Origin of the sequence: Paenibacillus albicereus (genome assembly GCF_012676905.1) — a bacterium.
Classification (GTDB): Bacteria; Bacillota; Bacilli; order Paenibacillales; family Paenibacillaceae; genus Paenibacillus_O; species Paenibacillus_O albicereus.
The window spans coordinates 3917405-3935562 of the sequence record NZ_CP051428.1 but is presented as its reverse complement, the minus strand read 5'-3'; the positions used below and the strand labels follow the sequence as shown (position 1 = coordinate 3935562).

17 protein-coding genes are annotated in these 18158 nt (G+C 62.6%); 15 read left to right on the top strand and 2 right to left on the bottom strand.

Annotated elements, in window-relative coordinates; all coding sequences use genetic code 11:
* The first annotated feature begins 22 nt into the window (after positions 1–22).
* The 9 genes from HGI30_RS17670 to mqnC all read left to right on the top strand — a co-directional run bounded on the left by HGI30_RS17670 (position 23) and on the right by mqnC (position 7757).
* Entirely contained in the window at positions 23–1192 is a 1170-nt protein-coding gene (locus HGI30_RS17670) for an aminotransferase class I/II-fold pyridoxal phosphate-dependent enzyme (RefSeq protein WP_328805155.1), read from the top strand.
* On the top strand, positions 1189–2385 hold the full coding sequence (locus tag HGI30_RS17665) for a trans-sulfuration enzyme family protein (protein WP_168908761.1): 1197 nt from the start codon (positions 1189–1191) through the stop codon (positions 2383–2385). The genes HGI30_RS17670 and HGI30_RS17665 overlap by 4 nt, the downstream gene beginning before the upstream one ends.
* Before the next feature lie 152 nt (positions 2386–2537).
* The gene (locus HGI30_RS17660; RefSeq protein ID WP_168908760.1) at positions 2538–2798 is read left to right on the top strand and encodes a metal-sensitive transcriptional regulator; all 261 of its coding nucleotides are present in this window, start codon (positions 2538–2540) and stop codon (positions 2796–2798) included.
* 102 nt (positions 2799–2900) lie between these two features.
* Positions 2901–3128 carry a sulfurtransferase TusA family protein gene (locus tag HGI30_RS17655; protein WP_206110107.1) on the top strand — a complete coding sequence of 76 codons (228 nt, stop codon included), beginning with the start codon at positions 2901–2903 and terminating at the stop codon, positions 3126–3128.
* A gap of 76 nt (positions 3129–3204) precedes the next feature.
* Positions 3205–3690, top strand: a complete 486-nt coding sequence (locus tag HGI30_RS17650) for a DsrE/DsrF/DrsH-like family protein (protein ID WP_168908758.1) — start codon at positions 3205–3207, stop codon at positions 3688–3690.
* An 84-nt stretch (positions 3691–3774) separates the two neighbouring features.
* Complete coding sequence (locus tag HGI30_RS17645; protein ID WP_168908757.1) at positions 3775–4374, top strand: sulfurtransferase TusA family protein; 600 nt, start codon at positions 3775–3777, stop codon at positions 4372–4374.
* Complete coding sequence (locus tag HGI30_RS17640; protein WP_168908756.1) at positions 4371–5495, top strand: MBL fold metallo-hydrolase; 1125 nt, start codon at positions 4371–4373, stop codon at positions 5493–5495. Before HGI30_RS17645 ends, HGI30_RS17640 begins: the two co-directional genes overlap by 4 nt.
* 7 nt (positions 5496–5502) lie before the next feature.
* Positions 5503–6279, top strand: coding sequence for a sulfite exporter TauE/SafE family protein (locus HGI30_RS17635; protein WP_168909946.1), 777 nt, complete (start codon positions 5503–5505; stop codon positions 6277–6279).
* 344 nt (positions 6280–6623) lie between these two features.
* Positions 6624–7757, top strand: a complete 1134-nt coding sequence (gene mqnC, locus HGI30_RS17630; protein WP_168908755.1) for a cyclic dehypoxanthinyl futalosine synthase — start codon at positions 6624–6626, stop codon at positions 7755–7757.
* A gap of 1166 nt (positions 7758–8923) precedes the next feature.
* Here the strand turns inward: mqnC and HGI30_RS17625 are convergent.
* On the bottom strand, positions 8924–10045 hold the full coding sequence (locus HGI30_RS17625; protein WP_168908754.1) for a GGDEF domain-containing protein: 1122 nt from the start codon (positions 10043–10045) through the stop codon (positions 8924–8926).
* A 206-nt stretch (positions 10046–10251) separates the two neighbouring features.
* On the opposite strand from HGI30_RS17625, the gene ytxC reads away from it, so the two are divergent.
* From ytxC to HGI30_RS23605, 3 genes are all read left to right on the top strand, one after another.
* Positions 10252–11196, top strand: a complete 945-nt coding sequence (ytxC, locus tag HGI30_RS17620; RefSeq protein WP_168908753.1) for a putative sporulation protein YtxC — start codon at positions 10252–10254, stop codon at positions 11194–11196.
* A 350-nt stretch (positions 11197–11546) separates the two neighbouring features.
* Positions 11547–13490: a threonine--tRNA ligase gene (gene thrS, locus HGI30_RS17615; RefSeq protein ID WP_168908752.1), complete on the top strand. Its 1944-nt coding sequence runs from the start codon at positions 11547–11549 to the stop codon at positions 13488–13490.
* Positions 13491–13599: 109 nt separating this feature from the next.
* Positions 13600–14418 (top strand): 3D domain-containing protein, encoded by an 819-nt coding sequence (locus HGI30_RS23605; RefSeq protein ID WP_168908751.1) that lies wholly within the window; start codon positions 13600–13602, stop codon positions 14416–14418.
* 44 nt (positions 14419–14462) lie between these two features.
* On the opposite strand, the gene HGI30_RS17605 is transcribed toward HGI30_RS23605, so the two are convergent.
* Positions 14463–14921: an Lrp/AsnC family transcriptional regulator gene (locus HGI30_RS17605; RefSeq protein WP_168908750.1), complete on the bottom strand. Its 459-nt coding sequence runs from the start codon at positions 14919–14921 to the stop codon at positions 14463–14465.
* 392 nt (positions 14922–15313) lie between these two features.
* Here HGI30_RS17605 and liaF point away from each other — a divergent pair, with 392 nt between their 5' ends.
* From liaF to HGI30_RS17590, 3 genes are read left to right on the top strand one after another with little or no spacing between them, the layout of a single operon-like run.
* On the top strand, positions 15314–16438 hold the full coding sequence (gene liaF / locus HGI30_RS17600; protein WP_168908749.1) for a cell wall-active antibiotics response protein LiaF: 1125 nt from the start codon (positions 15314–15316) through the stop codon (positions 16436–16438).
* Between the two features lie 10 nt (positions 16439–16448).
* Complete coding sequence (locus HGI30_RS17595; RefSeq protein ID WP_168908748.1) at positions 16449–17486, top strand: sensor histidine kinase; 1038 nt, start codon at positions 16449–16451, stop codon at positions 17484–17486.
* Entirely contained in the window at positions 17483–18145 is a 663-nt protein-coding gene (locus HGI30_RS17590) for a response regulator (protein WP_168908747.1), read from the top strand. Before HGI30_RS17595 ends, HGI30_RS17590 begins: the two co-directional genes overlap by 4 nt.
* Positions 18146–18158 lie beyond the last annotated feature (13 nt).

Sequence of the window (18158 nt, the reverse complement as noted above, 5' to 3'; positions counted from 1 at the left end):
CGCAAAGGAGACCTTGATGCCCATGAAGATTGAAAGCCGCCTTGCCCAGATCGGATCCATCCAAGAGCCCGTCACCGGCGCCGTCAGCTTCCCGGTGTACCAGGCGACGGCGTTCCGCCATCCCCGCCTCGGCGAAAGCACCGGCTTCGACTACGCCCGCACCAAAAGCCCGACCCGAGCCGTCCTCGAGGAAGCGGCCGCCGAGCTGGAATCAGGCGACGCCGCCTTCGCCTGCAGCTCCGGCATGGCCGCGCTGCAGACGATCTTCGCGCTGTTCAGCCAAGGCGACCATCTGATCGTCTCGCTCGACCTGTACGGCGGCACGTACCGCCTGCTGGAGCGGATCATGTCGCGCTTCGGCGTCACGACCTCCTACGTCGACACGAACGACATCGAGGCGATGGACAAGCTGCTGCAGCCGAATACGAAAGCCGTCCTCATCGAGACGCCGACGAATCCGCTCATGATGGTCACGGACATCGAGGCCGTCTGTACGTGGGCCAAGGCCAAGGGCATCCTGACGATCGTGGACAACACGCTGCTGACGCCGTTTTTCCAGCGCCCGCTCGAGCTCGGCGCCGACATCGTCATCCATAGCGCGACCAAGTACCTCGGCGGCCACAACGACGTGCTTGCCGGGCTCATCGTGACGAAGGGCAAGGAGCTGTCGGCCGAGATGGCCGTGCTGCACAACTCGATCGGCGCCGTGCTCGGCCCGCAGGATTCCTGGCTGCTCATGCGCGGCATGAAGACGCTGGCGCTGCGCATGGAGCGCCATCAATACAACGCGACCCGCCTGGCCGAATACCTCCAAGGGCATGACGCGATCGCGGAAGTGTTCTACCCGGCGCTCCCCGATCATCCGGGCCATGACGTGCAGAACCGCCAGTCGTCCGGCAACACGGGCATCTTCTCCTTCAAGGTCAAGGACGCGCGCTATGTCGAGCCGATCCTGCGGCGCATCCGGCTGATCGCTTTCGCCGAGAGCCTCGGCGGCGTAGAGTCGCTCATGACGTATCCGGCCGTGCAGACGCATGCCGACATTCCGGAGGAGATCCGCCGCGCCGTCGGCGTCGACGACCGGCTGCTGCGCTTCTCCGTCGGCATCGAGCATGCCGACGACCTGATCGCCGATCTCGGGCAGGCGCTCGAGGCGGCCCGCCGGGAGATCGCTGGCGAGGTGACGGCATGAGCGGCCGCGAGCTCAGCGAGCGCGGAGGACCAAAATCGCCCTCCGAGCGCCGCTTCGCCACGAAGCTGCTGCATTTCGGCGGCGAGATCGATGCCGTCACCGGCGCCTCCAGCGTCCCGATCCACCAGGCGTCGACGTTCCATCACCACGACATCTACAACCCGCCGGCGTTCGATTACAGCCGCTCCGGCAACCCGACCCGCGCGGCGGTGGAGAGCGCGATCGCGCTGCTCGAGGGCGGCACGCGCGGCTTCGCCTTCGCCTCCGGCATGGCGGCGATCTCGAGCGCGCTGCTGCTGCTGTCGGCGGGCGACCACATCATCGTGACCGAGGACGTCTACGGCGGCACGTACCGGCTGCTGACGACGATCCTGACGCGGATGAACATCGAGACGACGTTCGTGGACATGACCGACCTCGATGCGGTCCGGGCGGCGCTCAAGCCGAATACGGCCGCCGTCTTCATGGAGACGCCGTCCAATCCGACGCTCAAGATCACCGATGTCGCCGCCGTCGCCGCCTGGGCCAAGGAGCGCGGCCTGCTCACGATGGTCGACAATACGTTCATGACGCCTTACCATCAGCGTCCGCTCGAGCTGGGCGTGGACATCGTGCTGCATAGCGCGACCAAGTTCCTCGGCGGCCACAGCGACGTGCTGGCGGGGCTGGCGGTGACCAAGGACGAGGCTCTCGGCAAAAGGCTCTACGCGCTGCAGAACGGCCTCGGCGCCGTGCTCGCCCCGCAGGAGGGCTGGCTGCTCCTGCGCGGCATGAAGACGCTGCAGGCCCGCATGGAGCAGAGCGAGCGCAGCGCGAGGCGGCTCGCCGAATGGCTTGCCGCGCGCGGCGATATCGCCCGCGTCTACTATCCGGGCCTGCCGGAGCATCCCGGCCGCGACGTGCATGAGCGCCAGTCGCTCGGCTACGGAGCCGTCGTCTCGTTCGACGTCGGCAGCGGCGAGCGGGCCAAGCGCGTGCTGAGCCGCGTGCAGCTGCCGCTCGTTGCGGTCAGCCTCGGCGCCGTCGAGAGCATCCTCTCCTATCCGGCGATGATGTCGCATGCCGCGATGCCGCCGGAGGTCCGCGCCGAGCGCGGCATCGGCGACGGGCTGCTGCGCTACTCCGTCGGCCTGGAGCATGTCGACGACCTGCTCGAGGATCTGGAGCAGGCGCTCGGCGGGGCCGATTCCTAGTTGTTGCTTTCGCCGCCGGCTTTGCGCCGGCGGCATTTTTTTCGGAGAAGCGAGTCGACAGCTTGACATTATACCCCCATGGGTATATAGTAGGTCTCAAGCCAAGCGGGCCGGGCGGCCGAATCGGGGCTTGGTGGAGGAGGACGAACCACGTGGAGTATCAGGATCCGATCAAGAACCGCGTCAAGCGGATCGAAGGCCAGCTCCGGGGCATCCTGAGCATGATGGAGCAGCAGGAGAACTGCAAGGACGTCATCTCGCAGCTGTCCGCCACGCGCACGGCCATCGACCGGACGATCGGCGTCATCGTCAGCGCCAACCTGGTGGAATGCGTGCGCGAGGGAGAGAAGAACGGCGAGGATGCCGAGAAGCTCATCAAGGAAGCGGTGGAGCTGCTCGTGCGCAGCCGTTGACTTCAGCCGGCTATCCCCGAGAAGAAAAAGGGGCTTCCCTTTTTTTTTACTCTTCACGATACCCCGCAGGGTATGAAGACAATAAAGGAGGAACGATCTATGATGAAAGCGGACCGTTATCTGGATGCGAAAGGATTGGCTTGTCCGATGCCGATCGTCCAAACGAAAAAAGCGATGAAGGACATGCAGACCGGCGAGGTGCTCGAAGTGCATACGACGGACCAAGGCGCGCGCAGCGATCTGGCGGCATGGGCCAAATCCAGCGGGAACGAGCTTCTTCACGGGAGCGAAGAGCAGGGCGTGCTGAAATTCTGGCTGAAAAAGGGCTGAGTTTCGCCCTTTTTAATACCCCAACCCGTATAGGTAAATTTAGGAATGATCCAGGATGAAGGAGATGAAGCTTAGCATGGAAGAAACGAAAAAAACGACGATCGTCTTGTTCAGCGGCGACTACGACAAGGCGATGGCCGCCTACATTATCGCCAACGGCGCAGCGGCATATGACCACGAGGTGACGATTTTCCATACCTTCTGGGGACTGAACGCGCTGCGCAAGGAAGAATCGGTTAAGTTGACCTCCCCTAAAGGGTTCATGGAAAAAATGTTCGGCGGCATGATGCCTCGCGGAGCAGACCGCATGGGGCTCTCCAAAATGAATTTCGCGGGCATGGGCCAGAAAATGATCAAGCAGGTCATGCGCAAGCATAATGCCGTGCCGCTGCCGAAGCTGATCGAGATGGCCCAGGAGCAGGAGGTCAAGCTGGTCGCGTGCACGATGACGATGGACTTGCTGGGACTGCAGAAAGCCGAGCTTCTCGACGGCATCGAATACGCCGGCGTGGCGGCTTATCTGGGCGATGCGGAGCAGGGCCGGGTCAATTTGTTTATTTAACAGGGAAGCCGAACAGAGCGGGCTGTCGTTTTTTATACCTTATAAAATACCCATACTCGTATATGTATAAAGGAGAGAATTGACGTGACCATACCTAGCGATCAAAAGCTGGATGCGAAAGGGCTTGCCTGCCCGATGCCGATCGTGCGCACCAAAAAAGCGATGAAGGAGCTCGGCGAGGGTCTGGTGCTTGAAATCGAAGCGACGGATGCGGGCTCGACCTCCGATCTCAAAGCGTGGGCGCAAAGCGCCGGCCATCAGTACCTGGGCACGAAGGAGGAGCAGGGCGTGCTACGCCATTATGTCCGCAAGGCGGCCAGCACCGAGCAAGCAGCAGCGGAAGAGGGACGGCACGAGGCGGTCGCGGAGCTGGACGCGCTGAGGGAGAAGCTCAACGGCGGAGCGCTGCTGCTGGATGTGAGGGAGCCGGCGGAGTATGCTTTCGGCCACATCCCGGGGGCGATCTCCATTCCGCTGGGCGAGCTGGAGCAGCGCCGGTCGGAGCTGGATGCGGAGTCGGAGCTGTATGTCATCTGCCGGTCCGGCACGCGCAGCGATCTGGCGGCGAGGCTGCTGACGGAAGCGGGCTTCCGGCGCGTGTTCAATGTCGTGCCCGGCATGAACGGGTGGACGGGGGAACTGGAAGCCATCGATGGAAAACCGGTCAAGGAGGAGAGCCGATGATGAGAGAAGTGGAAGCGGCGGAGCTTGCGTCGAAAGCGATCGGCGGCGATTCCCTGTTCATTCTGGACGTGCGCAACGAAGAGGCTTTCCGGGATTGGAAGGTCGAGGGAGAAGGCTTTCGCTACTTGAACGTACCCTATTACGACCTGATCGACGGAGTGGAGAACATTCTGGACCGTCTTCCGGCGGATGAAGACATTCTTGTCGTCTGCGCCAAGGAAGGATCGTCGAGGATGATCGCGGAGATGCTGGACGGGCACGGGCGGCAAGTCGGGTATCTGAAGGGCGGCATGAAAGCCTGGAGCGAGCATCTGGTGCCGCTGAAGGTCGGGGATCTGGCTGGCGGAGGAGAGCTGTTCCAGTTCAACCGCATCGGGAAGGGATGCCTGTCCTACATGGCGATCTCCGGAGACGAAGCGGCGCTGTTCGATGCGACGCGCATGACGGAGGTCTACCTCGACTTTGCGAAGCGGCGCGGCGTCCAGATTCGGCATGTCTTCGATACGCATCTTCATGCCGACCATATTTCGGGAGGCCGGAGCATCGCGGAAGCCGCTTCGGCGAGCTATTGGCTGCCGCCCAAAGACGCGGAGCAGGTTCTTTACCGCTACGAGCCGCTGGAGCCGGGACTCGAACTTGCGGTCGGCTCGTCGAGCATCCGGATCGAGGCGCTGGAAACTCCCGGCCATACGATCGGCTCGATGTCCTTCATCATCGACGGCAGCTATCTGCTGACGGGAGACATCCTGTTCGTCGACTCGATCGGCCGGCCGGATCTTGCCGGATCGGCGCAAGACTGGGTCGGCGATCTGAGGGAGACGCTGTACGTGCGCTACCGGGCCCTTTCGGAAGAACTGCTCGTGCTGCCCGCGCACTTCATGGTCATGGAGGAGCTCAACGCGGACGGCACCGTCTCCCGCCCGCTCGGCGAGCTGCTTCGCCGCAATCATGGCCTGAACGTCAAGGACGAGCAGGAGTTCCGTTCGATGGTGACGGAGCAGCTGCCCCCGCAGCCCAACGCTTATCAAGAAATCCGGCAGACGAATATGGGGCGGCTGCAGCCCGGCGAGGAGCAGCAGCGGGAGATGGAGATCGGGCCGAACCGCTGTGCGGTGAGATGACATGGAGATGAGCCTCGGCTTCGTCGTCACGCTGTTTCTGATCGGCTTCGTCGGCTCGCTTGTCTCCGGCATGGTCGGCATCGGCGGCTCGATCATCAAGTATCCGATGCTGCTCTACATTCCTCCGCTGCTCGGCTATGCCGCTTACAGCGCGCATGAGGTGTCGGGCATCAGCGCCGTACAGGTTCTGTTCGCGACGATCGGCGGCGTGTGGGCTTACCGCAAGGGAGGCTACCTCAACGGTCCGCTGATCGGATACATGGGCACGGCGATTCTCGCAGGCAGCTTCATCGGCGGCTTCGGCTCGGGCGCGATGAGCGAGCAGGCGATCAATATCGTCTACGGCATACTGGCTTCGATCGCGGCGGTCATGATGTTCTTTCCCAAAAGAGGCTCCGAAGACCTGCCTCTGAACGAGGTGAGATTCAACCGCCCGCTGGCGGCTGCGCTCGCCTTGGCTGTCGGCATCGGCTCGGGCATCGTCGGCGCGGCCGGAGCGTTCCTGCTCGTGCCGATCATGCTGGTCGTGCTCCGCATCCCGACTCGCATGACGATCGCCTCCTCGCTGGCGATCACGTTCATCTCCTCGATCGGCTCGACGGCAGGCAAAGTCTCGACGGGACAAGTGGACTATGCGGCCGCCGCCGTGATGGTCGTAGCCAGCCTCATCGCCTCTCCCCTGGGAGCGGCGCTCGGCAAGCGCATGAATACGAAGCTGCTGCAGCTTATCCTCGCCTTGCTGATCGTGGCGACTGCCATCAAAATCTGGATCGACATGGTTTGAGCCGATTGCGCCCTTGTTCTGCGTGCAGGAGCGAGGCGGCGGACGGTGATCTTTGTCCTAGGCAGTCCTGCCGGAATCCGGAGGGGCTGCCTAGTCGGGTTATGGACACAGAACCGCGCCGCAGCGCAATCCGGAAGGCAGCCTGAATCAAGCGATCGCGAGCCGCGGAGCGGCCGCATTCTCGTCCGTGCTCCATTTTGGACATGGAATTGCAACGTGACGCGGGAAGCGCTTCATGGTAACATAAGCTGTGAAAATAGGAACGTAGTTCAAATTGAACAGCTGCGGCGCCGAGGCTCTGGATGAGCCCCGGCGCCGCCTCGCGATAGAAGGAGGCCGCAGAGATGCAACAAGTGGACCGCGTGCTGGATAAGGCGCTGCAGGGCGAGCGGATCAGCCTCGAGGACTGCATCGTTCTTTTGGAGTCCGACGAGATCGAAAAAATGGGACGGGCCGCAGACGAGATCATGAGGCGGCGCCATCCGGAGCCGATCGTCACCTTCAACATCGGCCGCAACATCAACTATACGAACGTGTGCGACGTGTATTGCCGCTTCTGCGCATTCTACCGTCCCCCGGGCTCCAAGGAAGGCTACGTGCTGCCGGACGAGACGATCCTGCAGAAGATCCAGGAGCTGTCCGATGTGGGCGGCGACGAGGTGCTGATGCAGGGCGGGGTCAACCCGGACTTGCCTTTCGAGTACTATCTCGATATCCTTCGCAAGATCAAGGCGCGCTTCCCGGACATCACGATGCACAGCTTCTCCCCGGCCGAAATTCAAAAGATGAAAGTGCTCTCCGGCCTCTCCCTCGACGAGACGCTGCGGCAGCTGCATGAGGCGGGCCTCGACTCGCTGCCGGGCGGCGGCGGCGAGATCCTCGACGACCGGACGCGCCGCAAGATCAGCCGGCTCAAGGGCTCCTGGACGGACTGGATGGATACGATGAAGGCGGCCTGGCGCAACGGCATGAACACGACCGCGACGATGGTGTACGGCTTCGGCGAGTCGATGGAGGAGCGCGCGCTGCACATGCTGCGCGTGCGCGAGGCGCAGGACGAGTGCAAGGAGCTCGGCTATCCGTCGCCCGGCTTCCTGGCGTTCATCACCTGGCCGTTCCAGCCGGACAACACGAACCTCAAGCGGGAGAAGTCCAAGCCGGAGGAGTACCTCAAGATGGTCGCCATCAACCGGATCATGCTGGACAACATCCCGAACATGCAGGCGAGCTGGGTGACGATGGGACCGGAGATCGGCAAGCAGTCGCTGTCGTACGGCGTCAACGACTTCGGCAGCACGATGCTGGAGGAGAACGTCGTCTCCGCCGCAGGCACGACGCACAAGGTCAACATCGAGCTGATCCTGCAGTACATCCGCGAGGCGGGCAAGGTTCCCGCGCAGCGCAACACCCGCTATGATATCCTTCGCGTGTTCCGCGAGGGCGAGCATGCGGAGCGCGATTTCGTCATGCAGAACTGAGCTTGACGTGCAGGAAGAGCCTTTTCCCGAATTCGGGAAAAGGCTTTTTTTCATGCGGATAAGGAGTTCGCTGCGCGAGCGGAGTCTTTCTCGGCGGCAGCCGGAACTTTTTTAGTACGAGAAACCCGCTGCGCGAGCGGAGTCTTTCTCGGCGGCAGCCGGAACTTTTTTAGTACGAGAAACCCGCTGCGCAAGCCGAGCCTTTCTCGGCAGCAGCCGGAACTTTTTTAGGACAAGAAACCCGCTGCGCGAGCCGAGCCTTTCTCCGATTCCACTGGAAGCCGGATGCCCTTGATCCCCTGACCTCCTATGCGGAGGCCATCCGTCTTCCAAGAGGACCGCTGCCGCTTCTCCGAAAGGCATCGCCTCGCTTCGCTTGCTTTGTCCACTTGCCCGCCCACCCCTTTTTTTTGGGGGAGGGACGCCTTCCATAGAACCGGAAGGCGGAACATGGTACATGCCATCCCCCCGTCGTGACTTCCGTCACGAGCGTAGGGAAGGCCCGTTTGCTCTTGTGACGGGGTCGGGACTACCTTTGCGAGCGTAGCGAAAGTTCATTTGCCCTTGTGACAGGGTCGGGACTACCTTCGCGAGCGTAGCGAAAGTTCATTTGCCCTTGTGACGGGGTCGGGACTACCTTCGCGAGCGTAGCGAAAATTCATTTGCCCTTGTGACGGGGTCGGGACTACCTTCGCGAGCATAGCGTAAGCTCATTTGCGCTTGTGACGGGGTCAGGACTACCTTCGCAAGAGATGTGCTGGCGAGCGGTCCTAAATGAAACCGGAGAGCGGAGCGGACGGGGGCTCGTGGAGAAGCGACAGCGGTTCCCTTGGAGGGCGGATTTTTTCATTGCGAATAATAAATTCAAAAAAATCCGAGCTCCAGGGAGATCGGAACGAGTTCCCGCTCCGCGCAGCGGATGCAGGTTTCATACGTTACTTTGGCCCTTCGGCGCAGCGGATGCAGGTTTCATACGTTACTTTGGCCCTTCGGCGCAGCGGATGCAGGTTTCATACGTTACCTTGGCCCCTCCGCGCAGCGGATACAGGGTTCATACGGTTACCTTGGCCCCTCCGCGCAGCGAGCGCAGGTTTCGAAACTCAACCGCCCGCTCGGCGAAGCCGACGAAAAAAACAGCCCGTTCCCGCAGGAAAGGGCTGTCTACATTATTGCCAGGCGAAACGGGACTTCGAGCCGGGATCGGGCTCCGCGGCAGCGGTGACGATGCGGTTCTTGCCCTGCGACTTGGCGGCGTAGAGAGCTTGGTCGGTGCGGACGAAAAACTGCTCCTTGCCTTCGCCGAGGTAATCCGCGAAGCCGATGCTGACGGTGATCTTGCGCGAGCCGAGCTCCTCGTACGAAGCCGCCTCGATGTTGTGGCGGATCGTCTCCAGCAGCTGCAGCGACTTGTCGGCGCTCTTGTCCGTGAAGATGAGCGCCAGCTCCTCGCCTCCGTAGCGGGCGACGAAATCGTTCATGCCGGCCTGCGAGCGGACGAGGTCGGCGACCTGCTTGAGCACGGAGTCGCCGGCGCGATGGCCGAACTGGTCGTTGACGGACTTGAAGTTGTCGATATCGATCAGGGCAAGCTGCAGCGGCATCGACGTCGCGTCGTGATGCTCGATCAGCTTGTCCAGGTATTCGTGGAACGTGATATGGTTGTACAGCTCGGTCAGCGCATCGGTCTTGGCCAGCTTGTCCATCAGGATGTTCTTCACAAGCAGCTCCTGGTTGGACTTGGCGGCGTGGATGTAGTAGCTGCGCATCTCCTTGCCCCGCGAGATGACGCCCCAGGCGATGAGGCAGAACGCGCCCAGCATCGCGGTCAGCGACAGGATGCCGACGACGGAGATATCCAGGCTCCGGTTGAAGAAGTACAGGCTGTACAGCGTCGTCAGCGATAGGATCGCGGCGGCGATGAGCTTGCGCGATGAGAAGTAGAAGATCGAGACGAGCACGGGCAGGAACAGCGCCGGGATGATGTAGCCGATCTCGATGTTGATGTCGACGATGATGAACGTCAGCAGCGAGGAGGCAGCCAGCAGCGAATAGTCGCGCAGCCGCTCTTCCAGGAAGCGGAGGCATAGCTCCGTCAGCACGAGCACGCTCAGATGGAGGGACGTCGGCAGCAGCATGTACCGCCGCAAAAAAACATCCGGAGCAAGCGGAGTGATGAAGATCAGGAACAGGCCTTCCAATATGACCATCAAGACGAGCAGGCACCAGAAGCCGTTCATCAGCATCCGGTTCCAGCGCGCCCGGGTGAAGTCGAGCAGTTGATCATCCAAGGTTAGGTTCACTCCAGCTAGAAAGCTAATGATGCACGTTAAACAATATACCATGAATATGAATTCATTCCAATCCTCCCTAAATAGATATTTCATGATTAACCACCATTTTCCTACATCTTTAGGGCTTACGAACGACGCCCTGCAAGCCGCATATCCGACCGCGCTCAGCCATATACTAGCGGAAGGAAAGGAGGCGGATGGCGATGGAACTGCTTGTCGTGGAGCTCATCGAAAAAGGAGAGGACGGCGGCGCCGCGCTGCTGCTGGAGCGGCTGAACGAGCACGCCGCCCTGGCCGCGAGCCAAGGCAGCGCCGCCTCGGAGGAGCCGCTTTGGAGCTGGGGGCTGGCCGAGGAAGCCGGCCGGCTGCGCTGCACGGCGAACCTGCCCCGCTTCCGGCTCGGCGAGCATGGGGGGCTGCTGTATGAAGGAGCGGCAAGCGCCTTGTCCGACTATATCGTCGACCGGCACGAAGGCGACCTGGTCCGCCAGATCATCCGCAAGCATTATCGCTACTCCCGCGAGGAGGAGCTGGCTGTCGAGCGCTGCTGCCGCCTCGTTCTTTCCGGCGAGCAGTGGAGCGCCGGAGAGGAAGCGGATGCGCCGGGCTCCGGCCGCAGCCTGCGCAGCAGCCGGATCGCGGCGGAGCTGCGCGATTATTTCGAAGAGAACGCGAGCCTGCATCTGCAAGGCTATGTGACCTTCCGCCTGCACGGATATTGGCAGGAGCTGCGGGACGCGGCGGAGTACGCGGTAGAGGAATACGTGATGGATAAGCAGTACCAGGAGTTCATCTCGCTGCTGAAGTATTACGTGGCCTCCCAGCCGAGCCGCCGCAGCCTCGTGCATGTGCTTCACGAGCCGGAGCGCGGCATCCGGCTGCTGGACGAGAGCCGCGAGCCGCTCGACATCCGGTCGGAAGGTAAAGCGCTGGCCGAGCTCGTGGACGCGGAGCTGAACATGGAGGACATGGTGCTGAGCAGCCTCATCGCCGCGGCGCCGGCTTCGATTCGGATCCATACGTCCGATCCGGAGCATCAGGTCGTGCGGACGATCCGATCGATCTTCGACAGCCGGATCGGCATTTGCGGAGGGTGCCCCGACTGCGCCGAGGAGCGCCGGGAAGGATTGGGCGGCGGCGAGCCTTGACGGGCTCGCCTTCGCGCCGCTATAATGGCAACACAAAGCCGTGACGAAGACATGCGGCCTCCGACAGCCCTTTTCAGAGACGGGAGCCTTAGGCTGCAAGCCCCCGATGCGAGCGCGGATGGCGGTACCCCTTCGAAGCTGCAGGATGGAACCCGGTCCGCCGGCAGTATGTCCTGACGACTCGTCCCCGTTACCGGACATCAGGAGAACGCTCCTTGTTCGGCCGCTGCGGCCGAGGGACGTTGAATGAGGGTGGAACCACGGGTCTGAACCGACAGCACTCGTCCCTTTGCGGGACGCAGTGCTTTTTTGCGTCCTACGACAACAATTTTTGGCGGAGGCGAATGAATATGGCAGCAGTAGAAATCAAGCTCCCCGACGGAGCGGCGCGCTCGTACGAAGCGGGAGCGACCATCGAGGACGTGGCCGGCTCGATCAGCTCCGGCCTGCGCAAGAACGCGGTCGCCGGCAAGCTCGACGGCAAGGTCGTCGACCTGTACGCGCCTGTCACCGACGGCGCGACCGTCGAGATCGTCACGCTGGACTCGGCCGACGGCCTGGAGGTGTACCGGCACAGCACGGCGCATCTGATGGCGCAGGCGATCAAGCGCATCTACGGCGAGAAGACGGTGAAGCTCGGCATCGGTCCGGTCATCGAAGACGGGTTCTATTACGATATCGACATGGAGCAGTCGCTCACGCCGGAGGACCTCGAGAAGATCGAGAAGGAAATGGAGCGCATCATCAAGGAGGACCTGCCGATCCGCCGCCGCGAGGTGAGCCGCGAGGAAGCGGTCCGCATCTTCACGGAGCTGGAAGACCCGCTCAAGCTGGAGCTGATCCGCGACCTGCCGGAATCCGCCGCCATCACGATCTACGACCAGGGCGAATTTTTCGACCTGTGCCGCGGGCCGCATCTGCCGAGCACCGGCCGCATCAAGGCGTTCAAGCTGCTCAGCGTAGCGGGCGCCTACTGGCGCGGCGACTCCAAGAACAAGATGCTGCAGCGCATCTACGGCACGGCTTTCCCGAAGAAAGCCCAGCTCGACGAGCATCTCCACCTGCTCGAGGAGGCCAAGAAGCGCGATCACCGCAAGCTCGGGCGCGAGCTGAAGATGTTCACGTTCTCCAAGGAGGTCGGACAAGGCCTGCCGATCTGGCTGCCGAACGGCGCGCGCGTGCGCCGCACGCTCGAGCGCTATATCGTCGATCTGGAGGAGCGTCTCGGCTACCAGCACGTCTACACGCCGGTGCTCGCCAACGTCGATCTGTACAAGACGAGCGGACACTGGGAGCACTACAGCGAGGACATGTTCCCGAAAATGGTCATGGACAATGAGGAGCTCGTGCTGCGTCCGATGAACTGCCCGCATCACATGATGGTGTTCAAGAGCGACATGCGCAGCTACCGCGACCTGCCGATCCGCGTCGCCGAGCTCGGCACGATGCACCGCTACGAGATGTCCGGGGCGCTGACCGGCCTCCATCGCGTGCGCGCGATGACGCTCAACGACGCCCACATCTTCTGCCGTCCGGACCAGATCAAGGAGGAGTTCGCGCGCGTCGTGAACCTCATCCAGCAGGTCTACGAGGACTTCGGCATCAAGGAATACCGCTTCCGCTTGTCGTACCGCGATCCCAAGGACACGGAGAAGTACTTCCAGAACGACGAGATGTGGGAGATGAGCCAGCGCATGCTGCGCGAGGTCGTGGAGGAGCTCGGCCTGCCGTTCTTCGAGGCGGAGGGCGAGGCGGCGTTCTACGGGCCTAAGCTCGACGTGCAGATCAAGACCGCGCTCGGCAAGGAGGAGACGCTCTCCACCGCCCAGCTCGACTTCCTGCTGCCGGAGCGGTTCGAGCTGGAGTATGTCGGCGAGGACGGCAAGAAGCATCGTCCGGTCGTCATCCACCGCGGCATCATCAGCACGATGGAGCGCATGACGGCGTTCCTGCTCGAGAACTTCGCCGGCGCGCTGCCGCTCTGGCTGAGCCCGCAGCAGGCGCGCGTCATTCCGGTCTCCCAGGCGTATGAAAGCTATGCCCGCAGCGTCGAGGAGCAGCTGCTCGCCGCCGGCGTGCGCGCCGAGAGCGACCTGCGCAACGAGAAGCTCGGCTACAAGATCCGCGAGGCGCAGCTCGAAAAGATCCCGTACATGCTGATCGTCGGCGAGAACGAGGCCGGAGCCGGCACCGTCTCCGTGCGCAAGCGCGGCGAAGGCGACCTCGGCGCCCGTCCGGTCGCGGAGCTGGCGGCGCAGCTTGCGGAAGAAATCCGCAGCAAAACCGTGCAATAGCGATAGATCATTAGCGCTCTCCAGCAATTGGAGGGCGCTTTTTTGGCCTTGAATCTGAATAAGCTCCTTCTGCGGCGGGTAACCTCCGTGTAAAGGGGAGATTGCAAACATGCCGAAAGGCTATCGAAACGATCCATATGGCAAGACGCGCTTCGTCTGGAGCGCTGCCCATACGCTGCTGCTTTTGCTGGTCGCCGCGCTCTGCCTGGCCGCCGGCCGTCTGGTCGTCGTGGCGGACGCGCCGGAACCGGCCAAGCCTGTCGTGGCGGACGGCAGCGGACCTGCAGGCGGAGCGTCCCGCATCCGCTTGGAAGAGAAGCTCGACAAGCGCCTGCAGGAAGCGGCGCCGCTCGCGGCGCTGCACCACGAGCCGGCGGTTCGTTCCGCTCAGCCCGGCATCGCCCGGCTGCACCGCGTCATCCAGGCGCGCGAGGCCAAGCCGGCGAGGCCGGCCATTCCGCAGCGGCGCCATGAGGCGGACAAGCCTGCCGCACCGGCGAGCCGGGCGGTTCCTCCGGCGCTCAAGTCGATCTCGGTGCTTGCCACAGGCTATACCGCCGGCATCGAGTCGACGGGCAAGAAGCCGGGGCATCCGCTCTACGGCATCACCCGCTCCGGCGTCAAGGTCCGGCGCGGCGACGTGTCGACGATCGCTGCCGATACGAAGGTGATGCCGATCGGCACGATCGTCTACGTGCCGGGCTACGGCTACGGCGTCGTCGCCGATACCGGCTCCAAGATCAAAGGACGCCGCATCGACCTGTACTTCGATACGACGAAGCAGGTGTACAAGGAATGGGGCAAGAAGCAGGTCACCGTGCAGGTGCTGAGGTTCGGCAGCGGCAAGCTCGACCAGTCGACGCTGAACCGGATGAACCAAGCGATGAAGGCGGGCAAGAGCCTGCTGATCGACGAACAAAAAAGCTGAAGCCTCCTCAGGGAGGCTTCAGCTTTTTTCGCTCGCTCGGCCGGCTAGACATCAAGCCCGCTGGCCGATTTGTACTTCTTGATCATGAGCTGGGTCTGCACGTTGACGACGCCTTCGAGCACGTAGAGCTTGTCGTACAGGAACATCTCCAGCTCCTCCTCGTCCCGCAGCAGGGCGTGGACATGGAGCGTGCTCGAGCCGGTCATCTGGTAGATGCTGATGACCTGCACCTCCTCGGACAGCTGCTGCCCGACCGCATCGACATGACGGGGCTCGACCTGCACTTCGAAAAAGGCGGAGACGGTGCGACCGAGCTTCGCCACGTTGACGCGAACGGTGAAATGCTCCAAAACGCCGCTGTCGAGCAAGGATTCGACGCGCTTCTGAATGGCCACGCGCGACAGGCTCAGCGCCTCCCCGATCTTGGCGTAGGGCATCCGTCCGTTCTCTAGAAGCAGCTGCACGATCCGCTGGTCGATCTCGTCCAGGTGGGGGAGCTTCATGGCCGGTTGAACTCCTTTCTGCAAACCAATATTGATGTCAATAAACATAACATATAAAGAAGAGAATGAGTAGAGGTTTTTGATTGCGAACAGCAACGCCGTCCCGTCCATTTCATGCTTTACGCAAGTAAAAGGAAGGGGAATGGGGGAGAATTCGGCAAAGGAAGGATAGGAATGGAGTTCAGCCTGCCGAAATTAATGGTAGGTCAATGTAAGCTATCTTATCTTCTTTCTCCTCATCTCTCATCCTCGTGCCGCCAGCCGCCGGTCCGTGACCTGTCCTCGGTCTGCAGACCGAGGCGAGGATCGACCGCCAGCCTCTGGAGCGCGGCAATCCCATGCGCTATACTTCAACTATCACAACGGAACTACATCCGAGGAGCGTGTCATAGATGAACCATGCCAAACTGAATCAGGTGCTGACGGGCCTCGCCATCGTCGCCATCGGAGCGCTGTTCCTGTTCCATACCGCCGGCCTGTTCGGCTTCGAGCCGCTCGGCATCGGGGAGTTCATCAGCCGCTACTGGCCGATCGCCCCGCTCTATGTCGGCGTATCGATGCTGCTCGGAGGCGGATGGCTGCCGGGATTGGCCGTGACGGTGTTCGCGCTCGTCATGCTGAGCCGCAATTCGGGCTTTTACGATATGGAATTCGGCGACGTGATCCGCTATCTCATCCCGGTCGGCATCATCGCCTACGGCCTCCAGCTGCTGCTGGGCCGATCGAACCGGAGCCGCCGCAAGGAAGCCAAGGAGGAGGAGTGGACCTCCTACGATTCCTTTCCCTATGACGCTCCCGAGCCGCCGCCTCTTCATCCGGACCCGCTCGGCAAGGATCTCGACCGCGAAGGCTCTGAGTCCCCCGGCTCCGCGCCTCCGCCGCCTCCTGGCAAGGCAAGCCGACCGCGCGAGCAGGACGGTCCGGCCCGGCCCGCCGACGGACAAGGGGAAGCCGACGACTGGCGAGATGAGCTGCGCCGCGCCAAGCGGGAGCTGAAGGATGACCTGAGGGAGGTGCAGGAGGACATCCGGGACGCGGTCAAGCAGGGCCGCCATCATCTGCACTCCCACCGCGCCGATCGCCGCGAGCGCCAGGAACGGGCGGGCGGGCGCACCGAATGGTGGAACACCGAGGCGAACGTCCAGACCCGCTCGAACTTCATCGGGGACATCCATCTCGGCCATGATTACTGGGACCTCGTGCCGCTCAACATCTCGCATTTCATCGGCGATACGGTGATCGACCTGACGCGCGCGAACATCGCGCCCGGCGAGACCCGGATTACGGTGAGCTCGTTCATCGGAGACGTCAAGGTGTTCCTCCCGACCGACTCCGACATCGGCATCCAAGTGGTCTCGAGCGCGTTCATCGGAGACTCCAAGGTGCTCGGGCGCAAGGAAGGCGGCATGTTCCGCCACATGGACACGCAATCGACCGGCTTCCGCGACAGCGAGCGCCGGATCAAGCTGGTATGCAGCACATTCATCGGGGATGTGCGAGTGACGAAGGTCGGGTGAGAAATCGGTCATGATGGTCAAGCTGCTGAGAAGCGGAAGGCTGGAGCTGGTGATGTTCTTCATCATCAGCTCCGTGCTTCCGTGGAGCATTCTTTATGCAATCAAGCATACCGCCATGCCGGACGCCTCCACCGCGCAGCTGTGGATGATCGGCACGATCATATTCGCGCTGACGGGCGTAGGCTTCGGTTATGGCGTAGGACGCCGGCAGCAGTCGCGCATCGACGCGCTCCATCTGGCGCTCAAGCAGGCGGCCCAGGGCAATCTCGCCGTGCGCTTGCCGGAACGCGAAGGCTACTCGCTCGGCGCGGCCTATGCCGAGTTCAACGAGCTGGCCGGCAAGCTGGAGCGGAGGCTGCAGGTGATGCAGCGCCAGAACGAGATGCATGTGCTGCAGCAGGCGGCTTCCAATGAAGAAGCGGTGCTCGAGGAGCGCAAGCGGCTTGCGCGAGACCTGCACGATACGGTGAGCCAGCAGCTGTTCGCCATCCATATGTCGGCCTCCTCGCTGCCCAAGCTGCTCTCCGCGAGTCCGGAGCGCGCGGGCGAGGTGATGGAGCAGCTCATCACGATGAGCTCCCACGCGCAGAAGCAGATGCGCGGGCTGATCGCCCAGCTGCGGCCGCTGGAGCTGGAGGGACGATCGCTGGAGGATGCGCTGGAGCGGTGGTTCCCGGACTATTGCCGGCAGAACGGCTTGCAGGGAGAGCTGGATTGGCGCGTGCAGGGCAACATTTCCGAGGCCAAGGAGCATCAGCTGTTCCTGATCGTGCAGGAAGCGATGGCCAACGTCGTCAAGCATGCGCAGGCGACGAGCGTCACGCTCAGCCTGTCGGATACGCGGACCGGACTTACGATGCTGCTGCAGGATGACGGGATCGGCTTCCGCGCGGACCAGGTCCGCCCGGGATCGTACGGACTGTCGACGATGCAGGAGCGGGCGCTGCAGCTCGGCGGAGACGCCGCCATCGTCAGCAAGCCGGGAGGAGGCACCCGCATTCGGGTGTCGCTCCCGAATTATGGAGCAGAGGAGCGGGCGGAAGGATGACGGAAACGCAGATTTGCCGGATCATGATCGTGGACGACCACGATATGGTGAGGATGGGGCTCAAGACGTATTTGATGCTGGAGCCGAAATTCAAGGTCGTGGCCGAGGCGGGCAGCGGGGAAGAGGCGCTGCGGCTGCTGGAGACCGGCCTCCCGGACGGGCCGCCGGATCTCGTGCTGATGGACTTGATGATGCCCGGCATGGACGGCGTCGAGACGACGCGCCGCGTCATCGAGGCGTTCCCGGCGATGCGCATCGTGCTGCTGACGAGCTTCCTCGAGGATGAGAAGGTCGTCGCCGCCGTCGAGGCGGGCGCCGTCAGCTACGTGCTCAAGACGGTCAGCTCCGAGGAGCTGGTCTATGCGCTGAACGGCGCGCTGCGCGGCATGCCGGTCATGACCTCGGACGTCTCCCAGGCGCTCACCCGCGGCTTGCGCCAGCGCTCCGCGCAGGGCGTAGACGAGGGACTGACCGAGCGCGAGAAGGAAGTGCTGCTGCTCATCGCCGAGGGCCGGGCCAACAAAGAGATTGCCGAGGAGCTTCACATCAGCATCAAAACGGTTAAGACCCATGTAAGCAACCTGCTTATGAAATGCGAGATGGAGGACCGCACCCAGCTGGCCGTCTATGCCCACCGCAAGGGCTGGGTCAAGGCCTGACCGGCGTGCCGCG